We start from the raw sequence: 22,871 nt of genomic DNA on the forward strand, positions 1-22,871 counted from the left end.
ACCTTTCTTAAAGCGACGAGTATTTCTTGCGCAGGCGCTGACGAATCAGTTCTGCGAGGGTGTTCATGACAAAGGTGAACAACAGCAGCACCAGCGCCGAGAGGAACAGCACGCGGTAGTGGCTGCCGCCGACTTCCGATTCGGGCATTTCCACCGCAACGTTGGCCGCCAGGGTGCGCAGGCCTTCGAACAGGTTCATTTCCATGACCGGGGTGTTACCGGTGGCCATCAGCACAATCATCGTTTCACCGACCGCACGGCCCATGCCGATCATCAGCGCCGAGAAGATGCCCGGGCTGGCGGTGAGGATCACCACCCGCGTCATGGTCTGCCACGGTGTGGCACCGAGGGCCAGGGAACCGAGGGTCAGGCCGCGAGGTACGCTGAACACGGCGTCTTCGGCGATGGAGTAAATGTTCGGGATCACCGCGAAGCCCATGGCCAGACCGACTACCAGGGCGTTGCGCTGGTCGTAGGTGATGCCCAGGTCGTGGGAGATCCACATGCGCATGTCGCCGCCGAAGAACCAGGTTTCCATGTAAGGGCTCATGTACAGCGACAACCAGCCCACAAACAGGATCACCGGGATCAGGATCGCGCTTTCCCAGCCGTCCGGCACTTTCAGGCGGATGGACTCAGGGAGGCGGCTGAAGACGAAACCGGCGACCAGGATGCCAACCGGCAAGAGCATCAGCAGGCTGAAGATGCCCGGCAAATGCCCTTCCACATAAGGCGCGAGGAACAGGCCGGCGAAGAAACCGAGGATCACCGTCGGCATCGCTTCCATCAGCTCAATCACCGGTTTGACCTTGCGACGCAAGCTTGGGGCCATGAAGTACGCGGTGTAGATCGCAGCAGCGACGGCCAGCGGTGCCGCCAACAGCATGGCGTAGAACGCGGCTTTCAGGGTACCGAAGGTCAGCGGCGACAAGCTCATCTTCGGTTCGAAGTCAGTGTTGGCAGCGGTCGATTGCCAGACGTATTTAGGTTCGTCGTAGTTCTCGTACCAGACCTTGCTCCACAACGCGCTCCACGAAACTTCCGGGTGCGGATTGTCCAGCAGCAGCGGCTGCACCTTACCGTTGGCCTCGACGATGATACGGTTGGCACGCGGCGACATGCCGAAAATGCCCTGGCCGTCGACCACCTGATCCACCAGCAAGGTGCGGTGAGCGGTGCTGTGGAACACGCCTAGCTTGCCGGAGGCGTCGAGGGCCACGAAGCCTTTGCGACGTTCTTCAGCGGTGATTTCGACAATCGGTGTAGTGCCCATCTGGAAGGTACGAATCTGCTTCAGACGCAGTTCGCCGTCCGGGTCGCGAGCCATGAACCACTGGGCCAGACCACCTTTGGAGTCACCGAGGATCAGCGAGATACCACCCACCAACTGGGTGCTGGCGGTAATCTCGGCATCGCCGTTCTCAAGCAGCTTGTAGCGACCGTTGAGGCTCTTGTCGCGCAGGCTGAACACGTCGGCCTGGGCGCGACCGTTGATCACGTACAGCCATTGCTGACGCGGGTCGACAAAGATGTTCTTCACCGGCTCGGTCATCTGCGGCAGATCGATACGCTTCTGCTCGTTGGTGACTTCGCCGGTCATCATGTTTTCTTCGCTGGTCAGCGACAGGACATTGAGTTGCGAACCGGTGGAGCCGACCAGCATCAGGGTCGTATCGGTGGCGTTGAGGCTGACATGCTCCAGCGCACCGCCCGTCTCGTTCAGCGCAATCGGGGTTTCGCCATACGGGTATTCGATGGCTGGCGAGATGGTCTTCTTGCCGTCCGGGTAGCTGACCTTGTACGTGTGGCGAAACACCAGCGCCTGACCGTTGGACAAGCCAACCGCTACCAGCGGATGGCCGGGTTGGTCTTCAGCAATTGACGTGACCGTGGTGCCCGCCGGGATAGGCAGATCGACGCGCTTGAGTTCGGCGCCACTGTCGATATCGAAGAACAGTGCCTGCCCTTTGTCGGAAACCCGCATGGCGACCTGATTCTGTTCTTCCAGGGAGATCATCAGCGGCTTGCCGGCATCTTGCATCCAGGCAGGCGTGATGGCGTCCTTGGCGGTCAGGTCGGCACCCTGGAACAGCGGCGCGACGACGTAGGCGAGGAAGAAAAAGATCAGCGTGATCGCGCCGAGAACGGCGAGGCCGCCCACGAGGACGTACCAGCGGGTCAGGCGATCCTTGAGCGCGCGGATGCGGCGCTTGCGTTGCAGCTCAGGCGTATTGAAATCAATTCGCTTGGGGGGATTAGTAGTCATGGTGGAATTGGCCAGATCATTCATGCGCACACCCTAGCGATCCTGTATGACAGAAAGATGACAATGCAGTGACGCAACAAATCCGCCGCCAGCGGGAACTGGCAGTGGACCGGAAATTTGGGGGGTGTAGGAGCCGGCTTGCTGGCGATGGCTTCACCGCAGTGAACCTGTCAGACCGAGTCGACAGGATCGCCAGCAAGCCGCCCCCTACAGGTCCGGGGCGTGCCCCGGGCCTAGGGTTTTACTTTTTTGCGACTTCAGCGCCGCCTTCCTGCAGACCCAGGTCAGCCAGTGCTTTGGCAGCAACCTTGGCCGGCAGTGGGATGTAGCCGTCTTTCACTACCACTTCCTGGCCCTGTTTGGACAGAACCAGTTTCACGAACTCGGCTTCCAGCGGGGCCAGAGGCTTGTTCGGGGCTTTGTTGACGTAGACGTAGAGGAAACGCGACAGCGGGTACTTGCCGTTCAGGGCGTTTTCTTCGGTGTCTTCGATGAAGTCAGTGCTGCCTTTCTTGGCCAGGGCCACTGTCTTCACGCTAGCGGTCTTGTAGCCGATGCCCGAGTAACCGATGCCGTTCAGCGAGGAGCTGATCGACTGCACGACCGAAGCCGAACCTGGTTGTTCGTTGACGTTTGGCTTGTAGTCGCCTTTGCACAGGGCTTCTTCTTTGAAGTAGCCATAGGTGCCGGAAACCGAGTTACGGCCGAACAGCTGAACCGGCTTGTTGGCCAGGTCGCCGGTCACACCCAGGTCGCCCCAGGTTTTAACGTCGGTTTTAGCGCCGCACAGACGAGTGGACGAGAAGATCGCGTCGACTTGCTCCATGGTCAGGTGCTGGATCGGGTTGTCTTTGTGTACGAAGACAGCCAGGGCGTCCACGGCAACCGGGATAGCGGTTGGCTTGTAGCCGTACTTCTGCTCGAAGGCAGCCAGTTCGGTGTCCTTCATCTTGCGGCTCATCGGGCCCAGGTTAGAGGTGCCTTCAGTCAGCGCAGGTGGCGCAGTGGCGGAGCCAGCGGCCTGAATCTGGATGTTGACGTTCGGGTATTCTTTTTTGTAGTTCTCAGCCCACAGGGTCATGAGGTTGGCCAGAGTATCGGAGCCGACGCTGGACAGGTTGCCCGACACACCAGTGGTCTTGGTGTAGCTCGGGATAGCAGGGTCAACAGCGGCAACCGCGTTGGCAGTCGCAACGCCAGCAGCGACAAAAGTCATTGCCGCCATCAAACGCTTCAGTTTCATGCCTTACTCCTAGCAGATAGGGTGTGTTAGTCGGGGCCAAGTATCAGCAGGCCGTGTGAACACTCTATGGCTGAAATATGACAATTGGATGAAAGGCCAGCATTCGAGTTTTTACCGAATAATTCATGCGCCCCAAATCGCTAGCAGGCTAGCCCCACATTGGAATGCATTTCAATGTGGGCGCTAGCCTGCTGGCGATTGGGGCCGGTACAGCTACAGACAATTTCGGGATCACCGCCCTTTCTTCCAGAGATAAGCCCCCACCAGAATCCCGACACCGCAAAGAACCGCCACGTAATACGACGGCCCCATCGGGCTTTCCTTGAGCAACAGGCTGACGATCATCGGCGTCAGGCCGCCAAAGATGGCGTAGGCAACGTTGTAGGAAAACGACAGACCACTGAAGCGCACCACGGGCGGGAAGGCTTTGACCATCACGTAGGGCACGGCGCCGATGGTGCCGACCAGCAGGCCAGTCAGGGCATACAGCGGGAACAACCAGTCGGGATGCGCGGCCAGGCTGTGATAGAAGGTCCAGGAGCTCAGCAACAACGCCGCACAGCCGAACACGAAGACCCGCCCTGCGCCGAACCGGTCAGACAGTGCGCCGGCAATGATGCAGCCAAAGCTGAGGAACACGATCGCCAGGCTATTGGCTTGCAGCGCCGTGGTGGGCGAGAAGTGGTACACCGTCTGCAGCACAGTCGGCGTCATCAGGATCAACACAACGATTGCGGCGGACAGCAGCCAGGTCAGCAACATGGAAATCAGAATCGCACCGCGGTGGTCACGCAACACAGCACGCAGCGGTACTTCTTCGGCCAGGGCCTTGCGCAGTTGCAGTTCGGCGAACACAGGGGTCTCGTGCAACCAGCGGCGCAGGTAGACCGAGAACAGACCGAAAACGCCGCCCAGCAGGAACGGGATCCGCCAGGCGTAATCGGACACTTCCAGCGGGGTGTAAATGCTGTTGATCGCGGTGGCGACCAATGATCCCAGAAGGATGCCAGCCGTCAGACCGCTCGTCAGGGTGCCGCAGGCATAACCGATATGACGCGCTGGCACGTGTTCGGAAACGAATACCCACGCGCCCGGCACTTCACCGCCAATCGCCGCGCCTTGAATCACCCGCATCAGCAGCAGCAGGATCGGCGCCCACATGCCGATCTGCGCATAGGTCGGCAGCAGGCCCATGATCAGGGTCGGCACCGCCATCATGAAAATGCTCAGGGTGAACATCTTTTTGCGGCCCAGCAGGTCGCCGAAATGCGCCATTACAATGCCGCCCAACGGACGAGCAAGGTAGCCGGCGGCGAAGATGCCGAACGTCTGCATCAGGCGCAGCCACTCGGGCATGTCCGCCGGGAAGAACAGTTTGCCCACCACCGTGGCGAAGAACACGAAGATGATGAAGTCGTAAAACTCCAGCGCGCCGCCCAGGGCAGACAGCGATAACGTCTTGTAGTCGTTGCGGGTCAACGGGCGTGCGGGCTGGGTCGGCTGCGCGATGCTAGAGGGCGCTGTGGTCATGGCAAGGGCTTCTCTTATAGTCGGATCTGCAACCCCAACAACGCTGGCGAGGGCTTGGGCAGGTCCGGCACGATAGCAAATTGTTCGAAAAAGCACATAGAGGTGCGTATTTGACGGTCAAAATGAGAACCGGACGGTCGTCTCGGAGTCTACCGATCGATATACTCGCTGCATTGCAGCATTTGTAAGGGGTTGCTGTGCGAAAACGCGCTGGATGACTGGCAAGGTCATTGCGTGGCTCAGTCGCTTTCGCAGAGTTTCCCTTTAGGCGCCTTTCGAAAAACGTGACGAACGTAGTATGTTCGGGGCTGAATCGTTTTTCCTTGAGACGGCTATTCACCTGAAGTACCAATGAAGAGTCACGGGTCAGAGGCACCCCCGGCATGATAGAGCTCGAACAAGAAGATCCAATTCCGCAAGGCGACCTGGCCCTGCAAATCACCGCGCTTCCGCGTGAAACCAACGGCTTCGGCGATATTTTCGGCGGCTGGCTGGTGGCACAGATGGATTTGGCCGGCACCGCAATGGCCAGCAAAGTCGCTGGCGGACGCGTGGCGACCGTCGCGATTGATCGCATGGCGTTCCTGGTCCCGGTGGCGGTGGGCGCTCAGCTTTCCTTCTATACCCAGGCGCTGGAAATCGGCCGCAGCTCGATTCAGATGATGGTCGAAGTCTGGAGCGACGATCCGCTGTCGAGCGAGTGGCGTAAAGTGACTGAAGCGGTGTTTGTGTTTGTCGCGATCGATGGCAGCGGCCGTACTCGTTCGGTTCCTCCACGGGCGCGTTAAACACGGCGACCTTTCTGCGGTCCATTGCAGTCATTGTTCCTGATCGAGAGTTGCCCCATGAGCACGCCCAACGTTGAAGCCGTGAAACTGGATGAACTGAACTGCTGGCGCATCCGCCACGGTCAGGCCGAATTGCTGGTCGCCCAGCAAGGCGCGCACATCCTCAGTTATCAATTGGCCGGCCAACCGCCGCTGATCTGGCTCAACGACGAGGCCGTGTTCAAGACCGGCAAGAGCATCCGCGCTGGCGTGCCGGTGTGCTGGCCGTGGTTCGGCAATTTCCCGCGCAACCCGCAAAGCGTCCAGGCGATGCGCGACAGCGACGAACCGCCGACCGCCCACGGTTTCGTCCGGGCGATGGATTGGGAATTGGGCGGCATAGAAGCCGAGGGCGAGAGCCTGAAGGTGGAATTCGTCCTGCCCTACCCCGAAGGCGGTTTTCCAGGCTGGCCACACCAAGTCGATTTGAAGCTGAGCATCCGCCTGGATGAGCAACTGCACATCAGCTTGACCAGCCACAATCAGGGCACCGATACCGTCACCATCAGCCAGGCGTTGCACAGTTACTTCGCCGTCAGTGATGTGCGCACTGTGCATGTCGAAGGGCTGGATGGTTTGAGCTATATCGAAACGCTGGATGACTGGAAAACCGTCACCCAGGCCGGTGATTTGCATTTTGCCGGCGAGACCGACCGCATCTACCTCAATGCCCCGGCGAAGCTGAGCATTGTCGACCCGGCCTGGCAACGGCGCATCGAGCTGACCAGCAGTGGTTCGCGCACGGCGGTGATCTGGAACCCGTGGATCGAACGCGCTGCGGCGTTCAGCGACATGGCCGACGATGGCTGGCAGAAGATGCTGTGCATCGAGACGGCGAATGTGATGGATGATGTGGTGACGCTGAAACCAGGCGCCACCCATACCCTCGGCGTCAGCATCGCCAGCAAATCTTTATAAGCAACACCCTGAACAACTGTGGGAGCGAGCTTGCTCGCGATGGCGGTGTAGCAGTCAACTCAGATGCTGAATGTTATGGCCTCATCGCGAGCAAGCTCGCTCCCACAGTTTTTTGTGTCAAGCCAACTGGCGTGCTACAAATCCGACTCCTGCACCACCCGCACCTTCGCCGCATCCAGCGCATACGCCGCGTCAGCCAAATCGTTGTTGACCGTCTCGACCTTCAGCGTGCCCGTCACCCACAGCGGTGTGTAGATGTCATCCAGCTTCAAGCCTTTGGGATAACGCACCAGCACCAACTGATTGGGTGGCGGTGGCGGCACGTGGATGCAGGCGCCCGGGTACGGCACGAGGAAGAACAACGTGCTGCGGCCCTTGGCATCGGACTCCAGCGGCACCGGATACCCCCCGATGCGGATGTTCTTGTCGTTCATCGACGGCACGGTTTTGGTCGAATACATCACCGCCGGCAAGCCCTTGCTCTGCTTCATGCCACCTTTTTCGGTAAAGGTGCCATCGCCCTCAGGAGAGTTGTGGTCGATTTCGGGCATGGCTTCGAGGGCTTTCTGGTCCGACTTGGGCATCAGTTCGAGCCAGTCGGTTTCCGGCAGTTCGCCGGCATGGGCCAAACCGCTGCCCAAAAGGAGGAGAGTCAAAAAAAGACGGCGCATGGAGGTGCTCGGTAAGGAAAGGACGGTGTAACGCCGAGCATTCTAGCCCTCCCCGCGCGCGCCGCAGAGAGGACTTCGTCGCTTGAATCAGTTCTTTCTGATCAAGCCGTAGATCACCAGCAACACCACCGCGCCGACCAGCGCACCAATGAAGCCTGCACCTTCGCCCGCGTGATAGATGCCCAGAGCCTGACCGCCGTAAGTGGCCGCCAGCGAACCGCCGATACCGAGCAGGATGGTCATGATCCAGCCCATGCTGTCATCGCCCGGTTTCAGGAACCGAGCCAGCAGGCCGACGATCAAGCCGATAAAGATGGTTCCGATAATTCCCATGGCACTTCCCTCTGATTGAATGGCAATGCCCAAAGCCTAGACAGACTTTGGCATCCTGCCATGAGAGAACGGCGGACCTTGAATGGTTCCGCCGCTGCCACATGAAACTGTTTATTCGGCGATGAGCGCTTCGACCTTGAGGATCTGCTGCTCCAGCGTGGCCCTGTCGGCGCAGCGCAGGTTGGCGTGACCGACCTTACGGCCGACCTTGAACGCCTTGCCATAGTGGTGCAGATGGCAGTCGGCGATCGCCAGGACCTTCTCGGTCTCTGGCACTTTACCGATGAAGTTGAGCATCGCGCTCTCGCCGACCTTGGCCGTCGAACCCAGCGGCAGGCCAGCAACGGCCCGCAGGTGGTTTTCAAACTGGCTGCACTCGGCGCCTTCAGTGGTCCAGTGCCCGGAGTTGTGCACCCTCGGGGCGATTTCGTTGGCCTTGAGGCCACCGTCGACTTCGAAGAACTCGAACGCCATCACGCCGACGTATTCCAGCTGTTTGAGCACACGGCTGGAGTAGTCTTCGGCCAAGGCTTGCAGCGGATGGTCGGTGCTGGCCACGGACAGCTTGAGGATGCCGCTGTCGTGGGTGTTGTGAACCAGCGGATAGAACCTGGTTTCACCATCGCGAGCACGCACGGCGATCAGCGAGACTTCGCCGGTAAACGGTACGAAGCCTTCCAACAGGCAGGCGACGCTGCCCAGTTCGGCGAAAGTGCCGACCACGTCTTCCGGTTTGCGCAGGACTTTCTGGCCCTTGCCGTCGTAACCCAAGGTGCGGGTTTTCAGCACGGCCGGCAGACCGATCGACGCGACAGCGGCGTCCAGATCGGCTTGCGATTGAATGTCGGCGAACGCCGGGGTTGGAATTCCCAGGTCCTTGAACATGCTCTTCTCGAACCAGCGATCACGGGCGATGCGCAGGGCTTCGGCGCTCGGGTAAACCGGGACGAATTGCGACAGGAAAGCGACGGTTTCGGCCGGGACGCTTTCGAACTCGAAGGTCACCAGATCGACTTCATCAGCCAGCTGACGCAGGTGGTCCTGATCGCCATAATCGGCCCGCAGGTGTTCGCCCAACGCGGCTGCGCAAGCATCCGGCGCCGGGTCCAGGAAAGCGAAGTTCATGCCCAGCGGGGTGCCCGCCAACGCCAACATGCGACCCAACTGGCCGCCACCGATTACACCGATCTTCATCGTCAACAACCTCAGGCGATGCGTGGGTCTGGATTTTCCAGGACGCTGTCTGTCTGCTCAGCGCGGAATTTTTTCAGCACCGCGTGGAACTGCGGGTGCTTGGCGCCGAGGATACTCGCCGACAGCAAGGCGGCGTTGATCGCGCCGGCCTTGCCGATGGCCAGGGTGGCAACCGGGATGCCCGCGGGCATCTGCACAATCGAGAGCAGCGAATCGACGCCCGAGAGCATCGACGACTGCACCGGAACGCCCAGCACCGGCAGGTGGGTCTTGGCCGCACACATGCCAGGCAAGTGGGCCGCGCCACCGGCACCGGCGATGATCACCTCGATGCCACGCGCCTCGGCCTCTTCGGCGTACTGGAACAGCAGGTCCGGGGTGCGGTGGGCAGAGACCACTTTCACCTCGTAAGGGATGCCGAGCTTTTCCAGCATATCGGCGGTGTGGCTAAGGGTGGACCAATCGGACTTGGAGCCCATGATCACGCCAACCAGTGCACTCATCGTCGTGCCTCTTCTCTCTGGGCGCCCGCAGGCGCGTCAAAAAACAACAAGCCACGCAAAATGCGTGGCTTGATTGTACGAATTATGGCCAGTCAAGCCGGCCGAAGGCCGCGCAGTATACCTCAATGAAGCAGATAAACAGCCCCTGAAACGACCATCTGTCATACAGCGCAAAGTGCCGGTTTTATTGACTCCCAGGTCAGCGAAAGAACAACACAAATCCCCTTTGGGAGCGGGCTTGCTCGCGAATGCGAAGTGTCAGTCAACGAAGATAGTGAATGTCAGACCGCATTCGCGAGCAAGCCCGCTCCCACATTTAGTCTTCAGTGGTTTCAAGAACCGGTTGTGCCTTGCGCTGCGCCGCCTTCCAGTTTGCGCCACAACAACCGCACGTTCGCCTTGCGCACCAGCGCACAGCGATACAAACGAATCTCCAGCGGCACATGCCATTGCGGACCGCCGCAGACCACCAGTTCGCCGCGCGCCAGTTCGGCGCGCACGCTGAGCTGCGGCACCCAGGCAATCCCCAATCCCTCCAGCGCCATGCTTTTCAGGCTGTCGGCCATGGCGGTCTCATAGATGGTGGTGAAGCGCAGCGCACGCTGGCGCAGCAACATGTTCACCGAACGCCCGAGGAATGCACCGGCGCTGTACGCAAGCAACGGCACACTGCCCTCGCCTTCCAGGTCGAACAGTGGCTTGCCGTCGGCATCCGCCGCGCACACCGGCAGCATCTCGGTGTGGCCAAGGTGCAGCGACGGGAAGATTTCCGGGTCCATCTGCAAGGCCGCGTCCGGGTCGTAGAACGCCAGCATCAAGTCGCAACCACCTTCGCGCAGCGCATGCACAGCGTCGCCGACGTTGGTCGCCACCAACCGCGTGGCAATGTTCAGGCCTTCATTGCGCAACTGCGCGATCCAGCGCGGAAAGAAACCCAACGCCAATGAGTGAGCGGCAGCCACTTGCATTACTTCGCCCTGCCCGCCTTCCAGATGATGAAGGTGGCGCAGCACTTCGCCGAGCTGTTCGACCACGGTCCGCGCGGTCACCAAAAACAACTGCCCCGCCGCCGTCAGTTCGACCGGCGTGCGCGAGCGGTTGACCAACGTCAAACCCAACGCGGCTTCCAGGCTGCGGATTCGGCGGCTGAACGCGGGCTGGGTCACGAAGCGGCGTTCCGCAGCCTGCGAGAAGCTGCGGGTGGCGGCCAAGGCGCTGAAGTCCTCGAGCCATTTACTTTCCAGATTCATCACGTCCTCCCGGACACGCACCAAATTAGGTCACACGCTCGCCGCACACACGGCGTCACACAGACATTATGCCGAATGTGCATAGGCCAGTGTTTAACAGCATTGGCCGAAAATTCTCCACAAGCCTAGCATTTGCAGTGTTCCGGCACAGACCGGGTCCCTATCGAGATGATTTCTATCATGTCCTCCGCTGCATCTTTCCGCACAGAAAAAGACCTGCTTGGCGTACTCGAAGTACCTGCTCAAGCGTATTACGGCATCCAGACCCTGCGAGCGGTGAACAACTTCCGTCTCTCCGGCGTTCCGATTTCGCATTACCCGAAGCTGGTTGTCGGCTTGGCAATGGTCAAGCAGGCCGCCGCTGACGCCAACCGCGAGCTGGGTCACCTGAGCGAAGCCAAGCATGCTGCCATCAGCGAAGCCTGTGCACGTTTGATCCGCGGCGATTTCCACGAAGAGTTCGTGGTGGACATGATTCAGGGCGGCGCTGGCACTTCAACCAACATGAATGCCAACGAAGTCATCGCCAACATCGCGCTGGAGGCCATGGGTCACCAGAAAGGCGAATACCAATACCTGCACCCGAACAACGACGTGAACATGGCGCAGTCGACCAACGACGCCTACCCGACCGCGATCCGCCTGGGTCTGCTGCTGGGTCACGACGCACTGTTGGCCAGCCTCGATAGCCTGATCCAGGCGTTCGCTGCCAAGGGTGTTGAGTTCAGCCACGTATTGAAGATGGGCCGCACCCAGCTGCAAGACGCCGTGCCGATGACCCTGGGTCAGGAATTCCGTGCCTTCGCCACGACGTTGAGCGAAGACCTGGCACGCCTGAAGACTTTGGCGCCTGAGCTGCTGACCGAAGTAAACCTGGGCGGCACCGCGATCGGTACCGGCATCAACGCCGACCCGCGTTACCAGCACCTGGCCGTTCAGCGCCTGGCCCTGATCAGCGGTCAACCGCTGGTTCCGGCGGCCGACCTGATCGAAGCCACCTCAGACATGGGCGCCTTCGTGCTGTTCTCCGGCATGCTCAAGCGCACTGCGGTGAAGCTGTCGAAGATCTGCAACGACCTGCGCCTGCTGTCCAGCGGCCCACGCACCGGCATCAATGAAATCAACCTGCCGGCACGTCAGCCAGGCAGTTCGATCATGCCCGGCAAGGTCAACCCGGTAATCCCGGAAGCGGTTAACCAGGTAGCGTTCCAGATCATCGGCAACGACCTGGCCCTGACCATCGCAGCCGAAGGCGGCCAGTTGCAACTGAACGTGATGGAGCCGCTGATCGCCTTCAAGATCTTCGACTCGATCCGCCTGCTGCAACGCGCCATGGACATGCTGCGCGAGCACTGCATCGTCGGCATCACCGCCAACGAAGAGCGCTGCCGCGAACTGGTCGAGCACTCGATCGGTCTGGTCACCGCGCTGAACCCGTACATTGGCTATGAAAACGCCACCCGCATCGCCCGTATCGCCCTGGAAAGCGGCCGCGGCGTGCTGGAACTGGTGCGCGAAGAAGGCTTGCTCGACGACGAAATGCTCGCCGACATCCTGCGCCCGGAAAACATGATTGCTCCGCGTCTGGTGCCTTTGAAGGCTTAACCGAACGCAGGCTCTTGCTCTTTTAACGAAGAGCACCAAGAGCCACAACGCTCACCAGGTCGAGGGACTAGACACCTCTCACCTTTTGAGGGCTTGGGGATTTATTCCCCAGGCCCTTTTTTTTAACTCATTTAGCAGCAACGCAGAACCTGTGGAAGCGGGCTTGCCCGCGATGAAGGATAACGCGGTGTACCGGAAAAACCGCGGCGCCTGCATCGCGGGCAAGCCCGCTCCCACAAGAACCGGACCTCCAAAGGGTCAGGTGTTTCAAAGGCTTCGTTTCGTCGCTTGCACCACAACCGTGCAGACGGACGGCACTCTCCTAGGTATAGTGCCGCCCCTCTTCGCGTGAGCGGTCGTCGGTAACGAGGCCCAAACCCATGCGAAACCCGAACTAATAACAAACCTGCGATATGGGCCCGGGACGAACACTCGCCTCACTGTTGTGCCACGTGCACACCGGTGTAACGCGATGTTTCTGCCTGCCCAACATTTGCCTACACAAAAAACAGCGAGGAATAATCCATGCTCGAAGTCATTAACGACTTCCTCTCAGGGAAAGTACTGATCGTGCTCATTGTCGGGCTCGGTAGCTACTTCACGATCCGCTCGCGTTTCGTTCAATTGCGCCATTTCTTCCACATGTTCGCGGTGTTCCGCGACAGCCTGAAAAGCAGCGCCGGGCAACTCAGTTCGTTCCAGGCCTTGATGCTCAGCCTCGCCGGCCGTGTCGGCGCGGGCAACATCGCCGGTGTCGGTATCGCCGTGACCCTGGGTGGCCCAGGTGCGGTGTTCTGGATGTGGGTGACCGCACTGGTCGGCATGTCCAGCAGCTTCTTCGAATGTTCCCTCGGCCAGCTCTACAAGCGCTGCGATTCCGACGGAACGTACCGTGGCGGCCCGTCCTATTACATCCAACACGGCCTGCAAAAACGCTGGCTGGGCATGATCATGGCGTTCCTGCTGCTGATCACCTTCGGCTTCGCCTTCAACGGCCTGCAATCCCACGCCGTGACCCACTCGCTGAACAACGCGTTCGGCCTCGACACCACCTACACAGGCCTGGCCCTGGCGGTGTTGCTCGGCCTGGTGTTCATCGGCGGGATCAAGCGCATCGCCAAGGTCGCTGACCTGCTGGTGCCGGTGAAAACCCTGGTGTACATCGGCGTGACCATCTATGTGATCGTGCTGCAATTCGACCACGTTCCGGCGATGCTGATGACCATCGTCAAAAGCGCCTTCGGTCTGGACCAGGCCTTCGGCGGCCTGATCGGCAGCGCCATTGTCATGGGCGTCAAGCGCGGCGTGTTTGCCAACGAAGCAGGCCTGGGCAGTGCGCCAAACGTGGCCGCAGTGGCTTCGGTCGAGCACCCAGTGGCACAAGGCGTGGTTCAGGCGTTCAGCGTGTTCCTCGACACCTTCGTGATCTGCACCTGCACCGCGTTGCTGATCCTGCTCTCGGGTTTCTACACCCCGGGCTTCGAAGGCGACGGCATTGCCCTGACCCAGAACTCGCTGGCCGCCGTGGTCGGTGACTGGGGCCGCAGCTTCATATCCGTGGCGTTGTCGTTGTTCGTGTTCACCTCGATCCTCTACAACTACTACCTGGGCGAGAGCAACCTGCGCTTCCTGATCGGTGAAAACCGCAAGGCGCTGATCGGCTACCGCGCACTGGTGTTGGTGTTGATATTCTGGGGTGCCATCGAAAACCTCGGCACGGTGTTCGCCTTCGCCGACATCACCATGACGATGCTGGCGTTCGTGAACCTGATCGCGCTGTTCCTGCTGTTCAAGGTCGGCATGCGCATCCTGCGTGACTACGACGACCAACGCGCCGCCGGGATCAAGACGCCGGTGTTCGACTCGAGCAAGTTCCCGGACCTGGACCTGGACTTGAACGCCTGGCCAGCCAATCCGCCGGCCGCTGCTCCAAAGGCAGAAGCCGAGCTGCAAGGCGTACCCGCAGCGCAACGCTGATGGGTAAACGACGGGCGCATCCTCTGCGCCCGTCAGTTAAAGTGCACAACTTGTGGGAGCCAGCCTGCTCGCTCCCACATGTCATCTCTTGCGGAGACTTTCCCATGGTTCCCAACTCCTACCCTGCCGCCCAGCACGTCATGGTGCTCTACACCGGCGGCACCATCGGCATGCAAGCCAGCGCCAATGGCCTGGCCCCGGCGTCCGGTTTTGAAGCGCGGATGCGCGAGTATCTGCACAGCCAGCCTGACCTTGTCGTGCCGCAGTGGCGCTTTCGCGAAATGTCGCCGCTGATCGACAGCGCCAACATGAGCCCGGCGTACTGGCAGCAACTGCGTGAAGCGGTGGTCGACGCCGTTGATGTCCAGGGCTGCGACAGTGTGTTGATCCTGCACGGCACCGACACCCTCGCCTACAGCGCCGCCGCGATGAGTTTTCAATTGCTCGGCCTGAATGCCCGCGTAGTCTTCACCGGCTCGATGCTGCCGGCCGGCGTGACCGACAGCGATGCCTGGGAAAACCTCAGCGGGGCGCTGGTTGCCCTGGGCCATGGCCTGGCGCCGGGCGTTCATCTGTTCTTCCACGGTGAACTGCTGGACCCAACCCGTTGCGCAAAAGTCCGTAGCTTCGGGCGCCATCCGTTCAAGCGGCTGGAGCGTCAGGGCGGTGGTGTGAAGGTCACTTCGCTGCCGGCTCAATTGCATTACAACCAGAGCAAGCAACTGGTGAAAGTCGCGGTGCTGCCATTGTTTCCCGGCATCGGCGCCGAGCAACTGGATGGCGTGCTGAACAGCGGCATTCAAGGTCTGGTGCTGGAGTGCTATGGCAGCGGCACCGGGCCGAGCGATAACCCTGAATTTCTCGCCGCTCTGGAGCGGGCGCGGGACAAAGGTGTGGTTGTTGTCGCCGTCACCCAATGCCATGAAGGTGGCGTTGAGCTGGATGTTTACGAGGCCGGTAGCCGGTTGCGCGGCGTTGGCGTGCTGTCGGGCGGCGGCATGACCCGTGAAGCGGCGTTCGGCAAGTTGCATGGGTTGCTGGGTGCCGGGCTGGACACCGCTGAAGTGCGGCGTCTGGTCGAGCTCGACCTTTGCGGTGAACTCAGCTGACCTTGAGGCCGGACACAAACCCTGTGGCGAGGGAGCTTGCTCCCGCAGGAGTGCGAAGCGCTCCTGAAATCGACGACGGAATATGTTCAGGAATGTTGCGTCAGCCGGATTGCGGCCGCTGCGCATCCGAGCGGGAGCAAGCTCCCTCGCCACAGGTAATGGTCGTCACACGATGGGCACACAACTTGCTGCCGTTCCAGCATTCCCAAGGCTGGAACCTCCCATGCTCCACTCCCACCTCACCACCCTCAACGCCGTCTCCCTGGTGCTCAACACCTTCAAGGCCGAAGGCTTGTCCAGCGAAGCGCTGCTGGCGGGAAGTGGCATCAGCGCGGCGGATCTGAGCCGGGCGGACACGCGCATCACCACCAACCAGGAGATGCAGGTCTGCGCCAACGCGGTCGCGCTCAAGCGTGACATCGGCCTGGAACTGGGCCGGCGGATGCACGTTTCGTCCTACGGTATGCTCGGTTATGCACTGCTCACCAGTGCCACCTTCGGTGACGCTTTGCGGTTGGCGATGCGTTTTCCGGCGCTGTTGGGAACACTTTTCGAGTTGAGCCTGGAAGAGGACGGCGAGCGCATCTGGTTCGTGGCCGCCGATTACCGGGAGAACCCGGCGCTGGCCGTGTTCAACGCCGAGTTCTGCCTGGTGTCGTTGAAAGTCATCTGCGACGACCTGCTCGGGCACCCGCTGCCATTGCTCGCGGCTCGCCTGGAACATGCCGCACCGGATTATCAGGCGAGCTACGCCGAACACTTCGACTGCCCACTGCACTTCGACGCGCCGGATAACGCCTTTGCCTTCGACAAGCGCTGGCTCGACCAGCCCTTGCCGCTGGCCGATGTCATCACCCATCAGGCCATGGTCGACCGCTGCCGCAAGCAGAACATCGAATTCACCGGGCGTCAGGCGTGGCTGGGGCGGATTCGGCAGTTGCTCCGTGCGCAATTGAATGCAGCGCCGGGGCTGGAAGGTTTGGCCCTACAGATGAATTGTTCAGCGCGCACCTTGCGCCGCCATCTCAAGGATCTGGGGTGCAGCTATCAGGAATTGCTCGATGAATTACGTTTCGAGCAGGCCAAGTCGATGCTTTGCGAAGATCAGCTGCCGATCCACCGGATCGCCGAGGCGCTGGGCTTCAGTGAAACCGCGAGTTTCCGCCATGCGTTTGTGCGTTGGAGTGGTGTGGCGCCGAGCCAGTTCCGGCCACACTGACAATCCCTGTGGGAGCGGGCTTGCCCGCGAAAGCGATGTGTCGGCCAGAGAAGATGTGGTGAATGTACCGGCCTCTTCGCGGGCAAGCCCGCTCCCACAGGGACGGTGTTCCACGCCCCGACTGAGGGCGCAGCTGCGCCAATAAGGGGCGAATTTCGGTCAAATGTTTTGGCCATATTGATCCCCTTTTGGCCTTTCCTGCCGTTCTCCGAATCGCGCTGCGCCGCAAGACTGTGTTCAACCGAATCAGCCTGCGGAGAACAAGAAATGCTGACGATCTACTCGGACGATCACCACCTGCACCACGGCCGTTGTGAATTGATGGACGGGCAACTGATGCCCTGCTTCGAAATGCCCTCGCGGGCCGACCATGTGCTGCAACGTGTACAAAAGCAAAACCTCGGCCCGGTCGAAGCGCCGCAGGATTTCGGCCTCGACCCGATCGCGCGCATCCACAGCGGCGACTACCTCGACTTTTTCAAAGGCGCCTGGGCGCGCTGGACCGAATTCAATACCGACGGTGACTTGCTGCCCTACACCTGGCCGGCCCGCACCTTGCGCCGGATTATCCCCACCAGCCTGCACGGCCAGCTCGGCTATTACAGCTTCGACGGCGGCGCGCCGATCACCGCCGGCACCTGGCAAGCGGCGTACAGCGCAGCGCAAGTGGCCCTCACCGCGCAAGCGGCCATCCAGCGTGGCGCTCGCAGTGCCTTCGCCCTGTGCCGTCCACCGGGACACCATGCCGCCAGCGACTTGATGGGCGGTTATTGCTACCTCAACAACGCGGCCATCGCCGCTCAGGCGTTTCTCGATCAGGGCCACAAAAAGGTCGCGATCCTCGATGTCGACTACCACCACGGCAACGGCACTCAATCGATTTTCTACGAACGCAGCGATGTGCTGTTCACCTCGATCCACGGCCATCCGGAAGCCGAGTTTCCGTTCTTCCTCGGCTATGAAGACGAGCTCGGCGAAGGGGCCGGCGAAGGCTTCAACTTCAACTACCCTTTGCCGGCTGGCAGCGGCTGGGACAGCTGGAGTGCAGCACTGGATCAAGCCTGCAACGAGATCGAAACATACGGCGCTGACATCGTCGTCGTGTCCCTGGGCGTCGATACGTTCAAGGACGATCCCATCTCCCAGTTCAAGCTCGACAGCCCGGATTACCTGGCCATGGGCGCGCGCATCGCGAAGCTCGGCAAGCCGACGCTGTTCGTGATGGAAGGCGGTTACGCGGTAGAAGAAATCGGCATCAATGCCGTGAACGTTCTCGAAGGTTTTGAAAGCGCCCAATGAGGAATTAGAACAATGAAAAGTCTCAAGCGTTTTATCGCACCGGTACTATGCGCCACGGTACTCGGTGGCGCCGCCCACGCTGAAGAGCGAACGTTGCGCGTCTACAACTGGTTCGACTACATCACCCCCAAGGCGCTGGAAGACTTCAAGGCGCAGAACACCCAGACCAAACTGGTCTACGACATCTTCGACACCAACGAAGCACTCGAGGCCAAGCTGCTGACCGGCAACTCCGGCTATGACGTAGTGGTGCCGTCCAACGTGTTTCTCGCCAAGCAGATCGAAGCCGGCGTCTTCCAGCCGCTGGACCGCAGCAAATTGCCGAACTGGAACCACCTCGATCCGAAGCTGATGAAGCTGCTCGAAGGCAACGATCCGGGCAACAAATTCGCCGTACCGTACATGTACGGGACCATCCTGATCGGTTTCAACCCGGACAAGGTCAAAGCGGCGCTGGGCGACAATGCGCCGGTGGACAGCTGGGACCTGATCTTCAAGGAAGAGAACATCAGCAAGCTCAAGCAGTGCGGCGTTGCCCTGCTCGACTCGCCGTCGGAAATCCTGCCGCTGGCCCTGCAACACCTCGGCCTGGACCCCAACAGCAAGAAGCCGGCGGACTACGAAAAGGCTGAAGCGCTGTTGATGAAAATCCGTCCGTACATCACCTACTTCCACTCCTCCAAATACATGGCGGACATTGCCAACGGCGACATCTGCGTCGCGGTCGGTTATTCCGGCAGCTTCTCCCAGGCCGCCAACCGCGCCAAGGAAGCCAAGAACGGTGTGGTCGTCGACATGCGCCTGCCCAAAGAAGGCGCGCCGATCTGGTTCGACATGCTCGCGATTCCCAAAGGCGCGAAGAACCCGGAAGACGCCTACACCTTCATCAACTACCTGCTGCAACCCCAGGTGATCGCACCGGTCAGCGATTTCGTCGGCTACCCGAACCCGAACAAGGACGCCACGGCACTGGTCGACCCGGCGATCCGCAACAATCCGAACCTGTACCCGACCGAAACGGCGATGGGCACGCTGTACACCCTGCAACCGTTGCCGCGCGATGCCGAACGCGCGCGGACCCGGGCCTGGACCAAAATCAAGTCAGGGACCTGATACCCGACTGAAAACCGAAGACCCGCGGTGACGCGGGTCTTTTTTTGCCTGCGATATTTATGTACCACCCGACCGTTTGGGCCGCCCGATACCTTCCACTGATCCCGCGCTGCGCAATCAGCAGCGGCGCGCTCTCAGTCAGGAGACGACCATGTCCGAAACCGTTGCCCCGAGTGCAGAAGAGGTACTGACCCAGCTGGTCACTGGTCCCTCAATTCGAGAGGTCGCAGCGACCGCGCTGAGCCCTGCGCTCAGCACGCTGTATCCGCAGCTCAAGATTGATCCGACGCTCGCCACGGTCGTCACCCCGACCTGGGTCGATACCGGCACCGAGGTCGTGTCCGGCCATAACGTGTTTGAATCGCTTACCGATGTGCTGGTACGACTCGGTATATCAGGATCGACGGTGACGCTCATCGATGGCGAGCACTTCCTGACCCTGCAACCGGGCGCTGAGCCGCAGGCTCAACTGCCGGTGAAAATCGATGCCATCGGGTGTCTGCTCAATGCGCTCGCACCGCAGTTGTTCATCGCCTATCAGCAACAGCAGCTTGATTACTGGAACCAGGAGACAAGCCCTTCGACGCCGCGCTGGCATTCGCTCGCGCAATCGCTGCAGGACATCTGGAGCCCCGATCCCGCCTCAGACTGGGATGCGGATGAAAAAGCCATGGCCCAAGCCGTGTTCGATCATCCGGATCGCGCAACTCGGACGCAGGACAAGTACCTGACCAAGGCCTGCCTGATCGACACCGATCGGCTTGAGAACGCAGTCAGCGAACACCTGCGCGTTCTGGATGTCGCCGTGTTCGTGGGCACATCGGGCACGCGTACCCTGGTGCTGACGCACTCGATTGCCGAAGGGTTCCAGCGTTACGACTCGGTTGCCGCACTGGGTGAAGCCGTGTTCGCACACCCTGGAACGTCAAGCGTCGAGCAAACCTTGCAATGGCGTCTGTATGAGCCCGAGGGCAACTTCTTTCACCACCAGGCCTGCGCGCTGATTGCGCTCGAGGTCGAAGCCATCGGCGCATTCAGTAGGGTCCAGCGCGCTTCTGCCACACATCTTTCGCCACAAATCAGTGCGGCGGCAAAAGGCTTCACTGAATTTGAAGCCTTGCCAGCGTCACGCTTCAACAAGGTTCAGGGGTTACTGACCGGCTGGCTGAAAAATGCTTCGTCGGCGGACCTCACCCGGTATAGCCGACACTTGATGGACCTGGCGCAGCTTAGGGAGCAGGACGCTGGAAAAACCTTCGACGAAGGCATCGCGTCACTGCCGGCGTTTGCGCTTCACGCTCTGCGAACACAGATGATCAAGGATCATTCAGCGGCAGCGGACCTTGACCTGCAAAACATTGAAATCAGCATCACCAGCGTCGTGGTGCTGGGCGCTGTCGTAATACCCGGCAAGACGCAAACCACCACGCTGTCGCTGATCGAGCTGGCGCTACAAAACCTGATTGCCGTTCCGCTGGGAAACAAGACGGTGAACTGCAAAAACGGCGACGCAGTGCCCGTCTGGATGACCCCTGCCTACCTTGAAAAGCTCGTCACCCTGGTCGATATCGGCGGGGTTTACCCGGCGCTGATCAAGCGCAGGTTGCTTGATGATCCGCCAGAAGCGGTGCGACGACAGGCCCTCTACACCCGCCATCTGCGTACCCAGCTGCCCATGCAGGCACTGCGGCACAAGATGCGCGGCGAGGCGGGTATTGATGAGCGTGGTTACCAGTACGTCAATGCCGTCATGCAGGAAAACGCTGCCGGCCGCAGGGTCAACGGACAGGAGATTGTCATTCGACCGCTGGCCTTTAGAACCGGTGGTCGCGCCGGCAGCAAAGGCGATGAAGTCGCCAACATGTTCGTCATCGGTCCCAGGCTCAGCGATAAAGGACCGTGCCTGCTCTATCGGCCATTGCTCACCCCCTCGCTGATGCAGTACCCGAGCGAGGCCAATCTGCTGTACGCAATCAAGCACGAAAAACCACTTCGCCAATCGATCCTGGCCTGGCTGTCCGACGATGTGCGCTTCAACTATTCCCAGTATGTGTTTTCGGGTGAGTTGCCTTCGGTCTGGACGCTGACCCAATTGCTGGTCGATCCCACGTCAGTCCTGGGCAAGATGGGTGCGGTGACGCTCAGTGCAGAAGCCCTCGATGACGCGCCACTGGCCGCCCTGTTCAAAGCCAACGCCAACGCCATGGTTAGCTTGGCGGACCATCAATCGGTGTCCAATGCGCAAGCTCGCTGGGCAACGCTCAAGCAAGGCACATGGATGCTGTTCAATGTCGCGCTGCCCTTCCTCGGTCGCACCGCCGGGGTGGCCGCGTGGATCTGGCAGATCATGGACGACTTGCAGGGCATTACCGATGCAGCAGAGAGCGACGACCGCCAACTCGGCTGGTCCGCCCTGACCGATCTGTTGTTGACCCTCGGCATGGTGCTTGCCCATCGGGCCGCCACTCGCAACAAGCCCGTTTCGCGGTTGCCCGAGAAAGTCCCGCCGCCATCCATCACACCTGAAAGCAAGCCTGCCCACACCATCACGGTCACCCGTCTGCCCGACCTCAATCAGCTTCCACCGGCCCATGAGACGTCGCTGCATGCCATCGCCACGCTGCCGCCTACATCCTTGGGTGTCTTGCTCGATGAACTGGCCATCGCCGAACCCAAAGGAATGGCAGCCGCCTCTAGCGAGCCTGGCCCTCACCAACACCTCCGTTCACTCACGGGGAAATGGCATGCGAAGGTTGGCCAGCGATGGTTCGAGGTCACCCTCAATGACAATGACGATGTGCAGATCATTGATTCACGCCGGTCTCCCGCACGCACGGGACCGTTGCTGATCAAGAACGCCAGGGGCGAATGGTTTATCGATACGCGGCTGAGGCTTAAGGCCGGGGGCAAGGAGAAAAAACGGCTGGAGCAACAAAACCGGCAACGCCTGGCTGAAATGAAACAGCAAATGATCGCGTTCGAAAGCCAGGCCCAAAGCCGCGAAAAAGAACTCAAGGAAGCTCAAACAAACGCGCAGGCGCCTACAGCCACCGACACCCATCGCCGCGTGTACCTTGAAATGCTCGACGCACAGACGTCACTCCTCAGCACCAACATGGAACAGCTGAAAGCCTTCAATGCTCGCGAGGCGATTCCCAATTACCGAAAAGCAATGATCAGTCGCCTGGATTTCCAGCTTTCGCTGCTGCAAAAATGGTTCGTTCAGCAGCAGCCGGTTTTCGGCAATCAAATGCGCCTTTCCCTCGATCTTCTCGACAACCCGCCAACGGAAAACACACAGACCACCCGGCAAACCCATCAAATCACGAGCGAGTTGACCGCCAGCTACATCAACAAAATCGAATCTGCGCATGCGTGCTTCGAGCAACTTAACCTGCTTGGCAAAGAAGCCATCGAAGTGATCCGCGACGTCAAAGCCAACATGCCGTCGTTCGATGTACAGGACCTCAAACTGTTCCAGATCACACTCGGTCAAGAGTTGTGCCTCGACAACAGCGTTGAGCCCGCACCTGAAGCGCGCCAGGCACTGGAGCGCATTGTCGAAAATGCTGGTCTTGCGATCCAGGCCTCACTGGACCTGATCGTTGACGAAGAAGTGCTGCACTTGCCTGAGCGGATCGATGGGCTCAGCGATCTGGTGGAGCAACTGACGATCACCGACCAGCGCATCGTCGATCTGCCCACGGAGTTTCCTGGTCAGTTCCTGCAACCACCCCTCGACTTGATGCGCCAACGTCTCGACGGTTTTCAGCAGCGCACCGTGAAACATCTGGCGAACTTGCTACGGGAACGG

17 protein-coding genes are annotated in these 22,871 nt (G+C 60.3%); 9 read left to right on the forward strand and 8 right to left on the reverse strand.

The annotated features are described in order from the left end of the window. Window positions 1–7: 7 nt before the first annotated feature. From K0F88_RS07030 to K0F88_RS07040, 3 genes are all read right to left on the reverse strand, one after another. On the reverse strand, window positions 8–2,290 hold the full coding sequence (locus tag K0F88_RS07030) for an ABC transporter permease subunit (RefSeq protein WP_219094665.1): 2,283 nt from the start codon (window positions 2,288–2,290) through the stop codon (window positions 8–10). Between the two features lie 217 nt (window positions 2,291–2,507). Next, entirely contained in the window at window positions 2,508–3,509 is a 1,002-nt protein-coding gene (locus K0F88_RS07035) for a phosphate ABC transporter substrate-binding protein PstS (protein ID WP_219094666.1), read from the reverse strand. Window positions 3,510–3,740: 231 nt separating this feature from the next. Then, window positions 3,741–5,039, reverse strand: coding sequence for an MFS transporter (locus K0F88_RS07040; RefSeq protein ID WP_219094667.1), 1,299 nt, complete (start codon window positions 5,037–5,039; stop codon window positions 3,741–3,743). A gap of 383 nt (window positions 5,040–5,422) precedes the next feature. Between K0F88_RS07040 and K0F88_RS07045 the strand changes: the two genes are divergently transcribed. Further along, entirely contained in the window at window positions 5,423–5,827 is a 405-nt protein-coding gene (locus K0F88_RS07045; RefSeq protein ID WP_007896491.1) for an acyl-CoA thioesterase, read from the forward strand. 57 nt (window positions 5,828–5,884) lie between these two features. Beyond that, entirely contained in the window at window positions 5,885–6,784 is a 900-nt protein-coding gene (locus tag K0F88_RS07050; protein WP_094469937.1) for a D-hexose-6-phosphate mutarotase, read from the forward strand. A gap of 134 nt (window positions 6,785–6,918) precedes the next feature. On the opposite strand, the gene K0F88_RS07055 is transcribed toward K0F88_RS07050, so the two are convergent. The 5 genes from K0F88_RS07055 to K0F88_RS07075 form a co-directional block, all read right to left on the reverse strand. Next, window positions 6,919–7,455, reverse strand: coding sequence for a DUF3299 domain-containing protein (locus K0F88_RS07055; protein WP_219094668.1), 537 nt, complete (start codon window positions 7,453–7,455; stop codon window positions 6,919–6,921). Between the two features lie 87 nt (window positions 7,456–7,542). Then, window positions 7,543–7,788 carry a GlsB/YeaQ/YmgE family stress response membrane protein gene (locus K0F88_RS07060; RefSeq protein WP_010465333.1) on the reverse strand — a complete coding sequence of 82 codons (246 nt, stop codon included), beginning with the start codon at window positions 7,786–7,788 and terminating at the stop codon, window positions 7,543–7,545. Between the two features lie 111 nt (window positions 7,789–7,899). Continuing rightward, window positions 7,900–8,982: a 5-(carboxyamino)imidazole ribonucleotide synthase gene (locus tag K0F88_RS07065; RefSeq protein WP_219094669.1), complete on the reverse strand. Its 1,083-nt coding sequence runs from the start codon at window positions 8,980–8,982 to the stop codon at window positions 7,900–7,902. Window positions 8,983–8,993: 11 nt separating this feature from the next. Then, entirely contained in the window at window positions 8,994–9,485 is a 492-nt protein-coding gene (purE, locus tag K0F88_RS07070; protein WP_008150032.1) for a 5-(carboxyamino)imidazole ribonucleotide mutase, read from the reverse strand. Between the two features lie 332 nt (window positions 9,486–9,817). Continuing rightward, on the reverse strand, window positions 9,818–10,735 hold the full coding sequence (locus K0F88_RS07075; protein ID WP_219094670.1) for a LysR substrate-binding domain-containing protein: 918 nt from the start codon (window positions 10,733–10,735) through the stop codon (window positions 9,818–9,820). 180 nt (window positions 10,736–10,915) lie between these two features. Here K0F88_RS07075 and aspA point away from each other — a divergent pair, with 180 nt between their 5' ends. The 7 genes from aspA to K0F88_RS07110 form a co-directional block, all read left to right on the forward strand. Then, window positions 10,916–12,340 (forward strand): aspartate ammonia-lyase, encoded by a 1,425-nt coding sequence (gene aspA, locus K0F88_RS07080; RefSeq protein WP_010465341.1) that lies wholly within the window; start codon window positions 10,916–10,918, stop codon window positions 12,338–12,340. A gap of 525 nt (window positions 12,341–12,865) precedes the next feature. After that, window positions 12,866–14,317: a sodium:alanine symporter family protein gene (locus K0F88_RS07085; protein ID WP_219094671.1), complete on the forward strand. Its 1,452-nt coding sequence runs from the start codon at window positions 12,866–12,868 to the stop codon at window positions 14,315–14,317. 104 nt (window positions 14,318–14,421) lie between these two features. Beyond that, on the forward strand, window positions 14,422–15,426 hold the full coding sequence (locus tag K0F88_RS07090) for an asparaginase (protein ID WP_219094672.1): 1,005 nt from the start codon (window positions 14,422–14,424) through the stop codon (window positions 15,424–15,426). Between the two features lie 223 nt (window positions 15,427–15,649). Then, window positions 15,650–16,645, forward strand: coding sequence for an AraC family transcriptional regulator (locus K0F88_RS07095; RefSeq protein WP_219094673.1), 996 nt, complete (start codon window positions 15,650–15,652; stop codon window positions 16,643–16,645). A gap of 267 nt (window positions 16,646–16,912) precedes the next feature. Continuing rightward, window positions 16,913–17,944, forward strand: coding sequence for a histone deacetylase family protein (locus K0F88_RS07100; protein ID WP_219094674.1), 1,032 nt, complete (start codon window positions 16,913–16,915; stop codon window positions 17,942–17,944). A gap of 12 nt (window positions 17,945–17,956) precedes the next feature. Beyond that, on the forward strand, window positions 17,957–19,057 hold the full coding sequence (locus K0F88_RS07105) for a polyamine ABC transporter substrate-binding protein (RefSeq protein WP_219094675.1): 1,101 nt from the start codon (window positions 17,957–17,959) through the stop codon (window positions 19,055–19,057). A 151-nt stretch (window positions 19,058–19,208) separates the two neighbouring features. After that, window positions 19,209–22,871, forward strand: a 3,663-nt coding sequence (locus tag K0F88_RS07110) for a dermonecrotic toxin domain-containing protein (protein ID WP_257605199.1), incomplete at its 3' end; no start/stop codon positions are given.

The sequence above is a fragment of the Pseudomonas sp. UMAB-40 genome, assembly GCF_900095275.1.
GTDB classification, from domain to species: domain Bacteria; phylum Pseudomonadota; class Gammaproteobacteria; order Pseudomonadales; family Pseudomonadaceae; genus Aquipseudomonas; species Aquipseudomonas mandelii_B.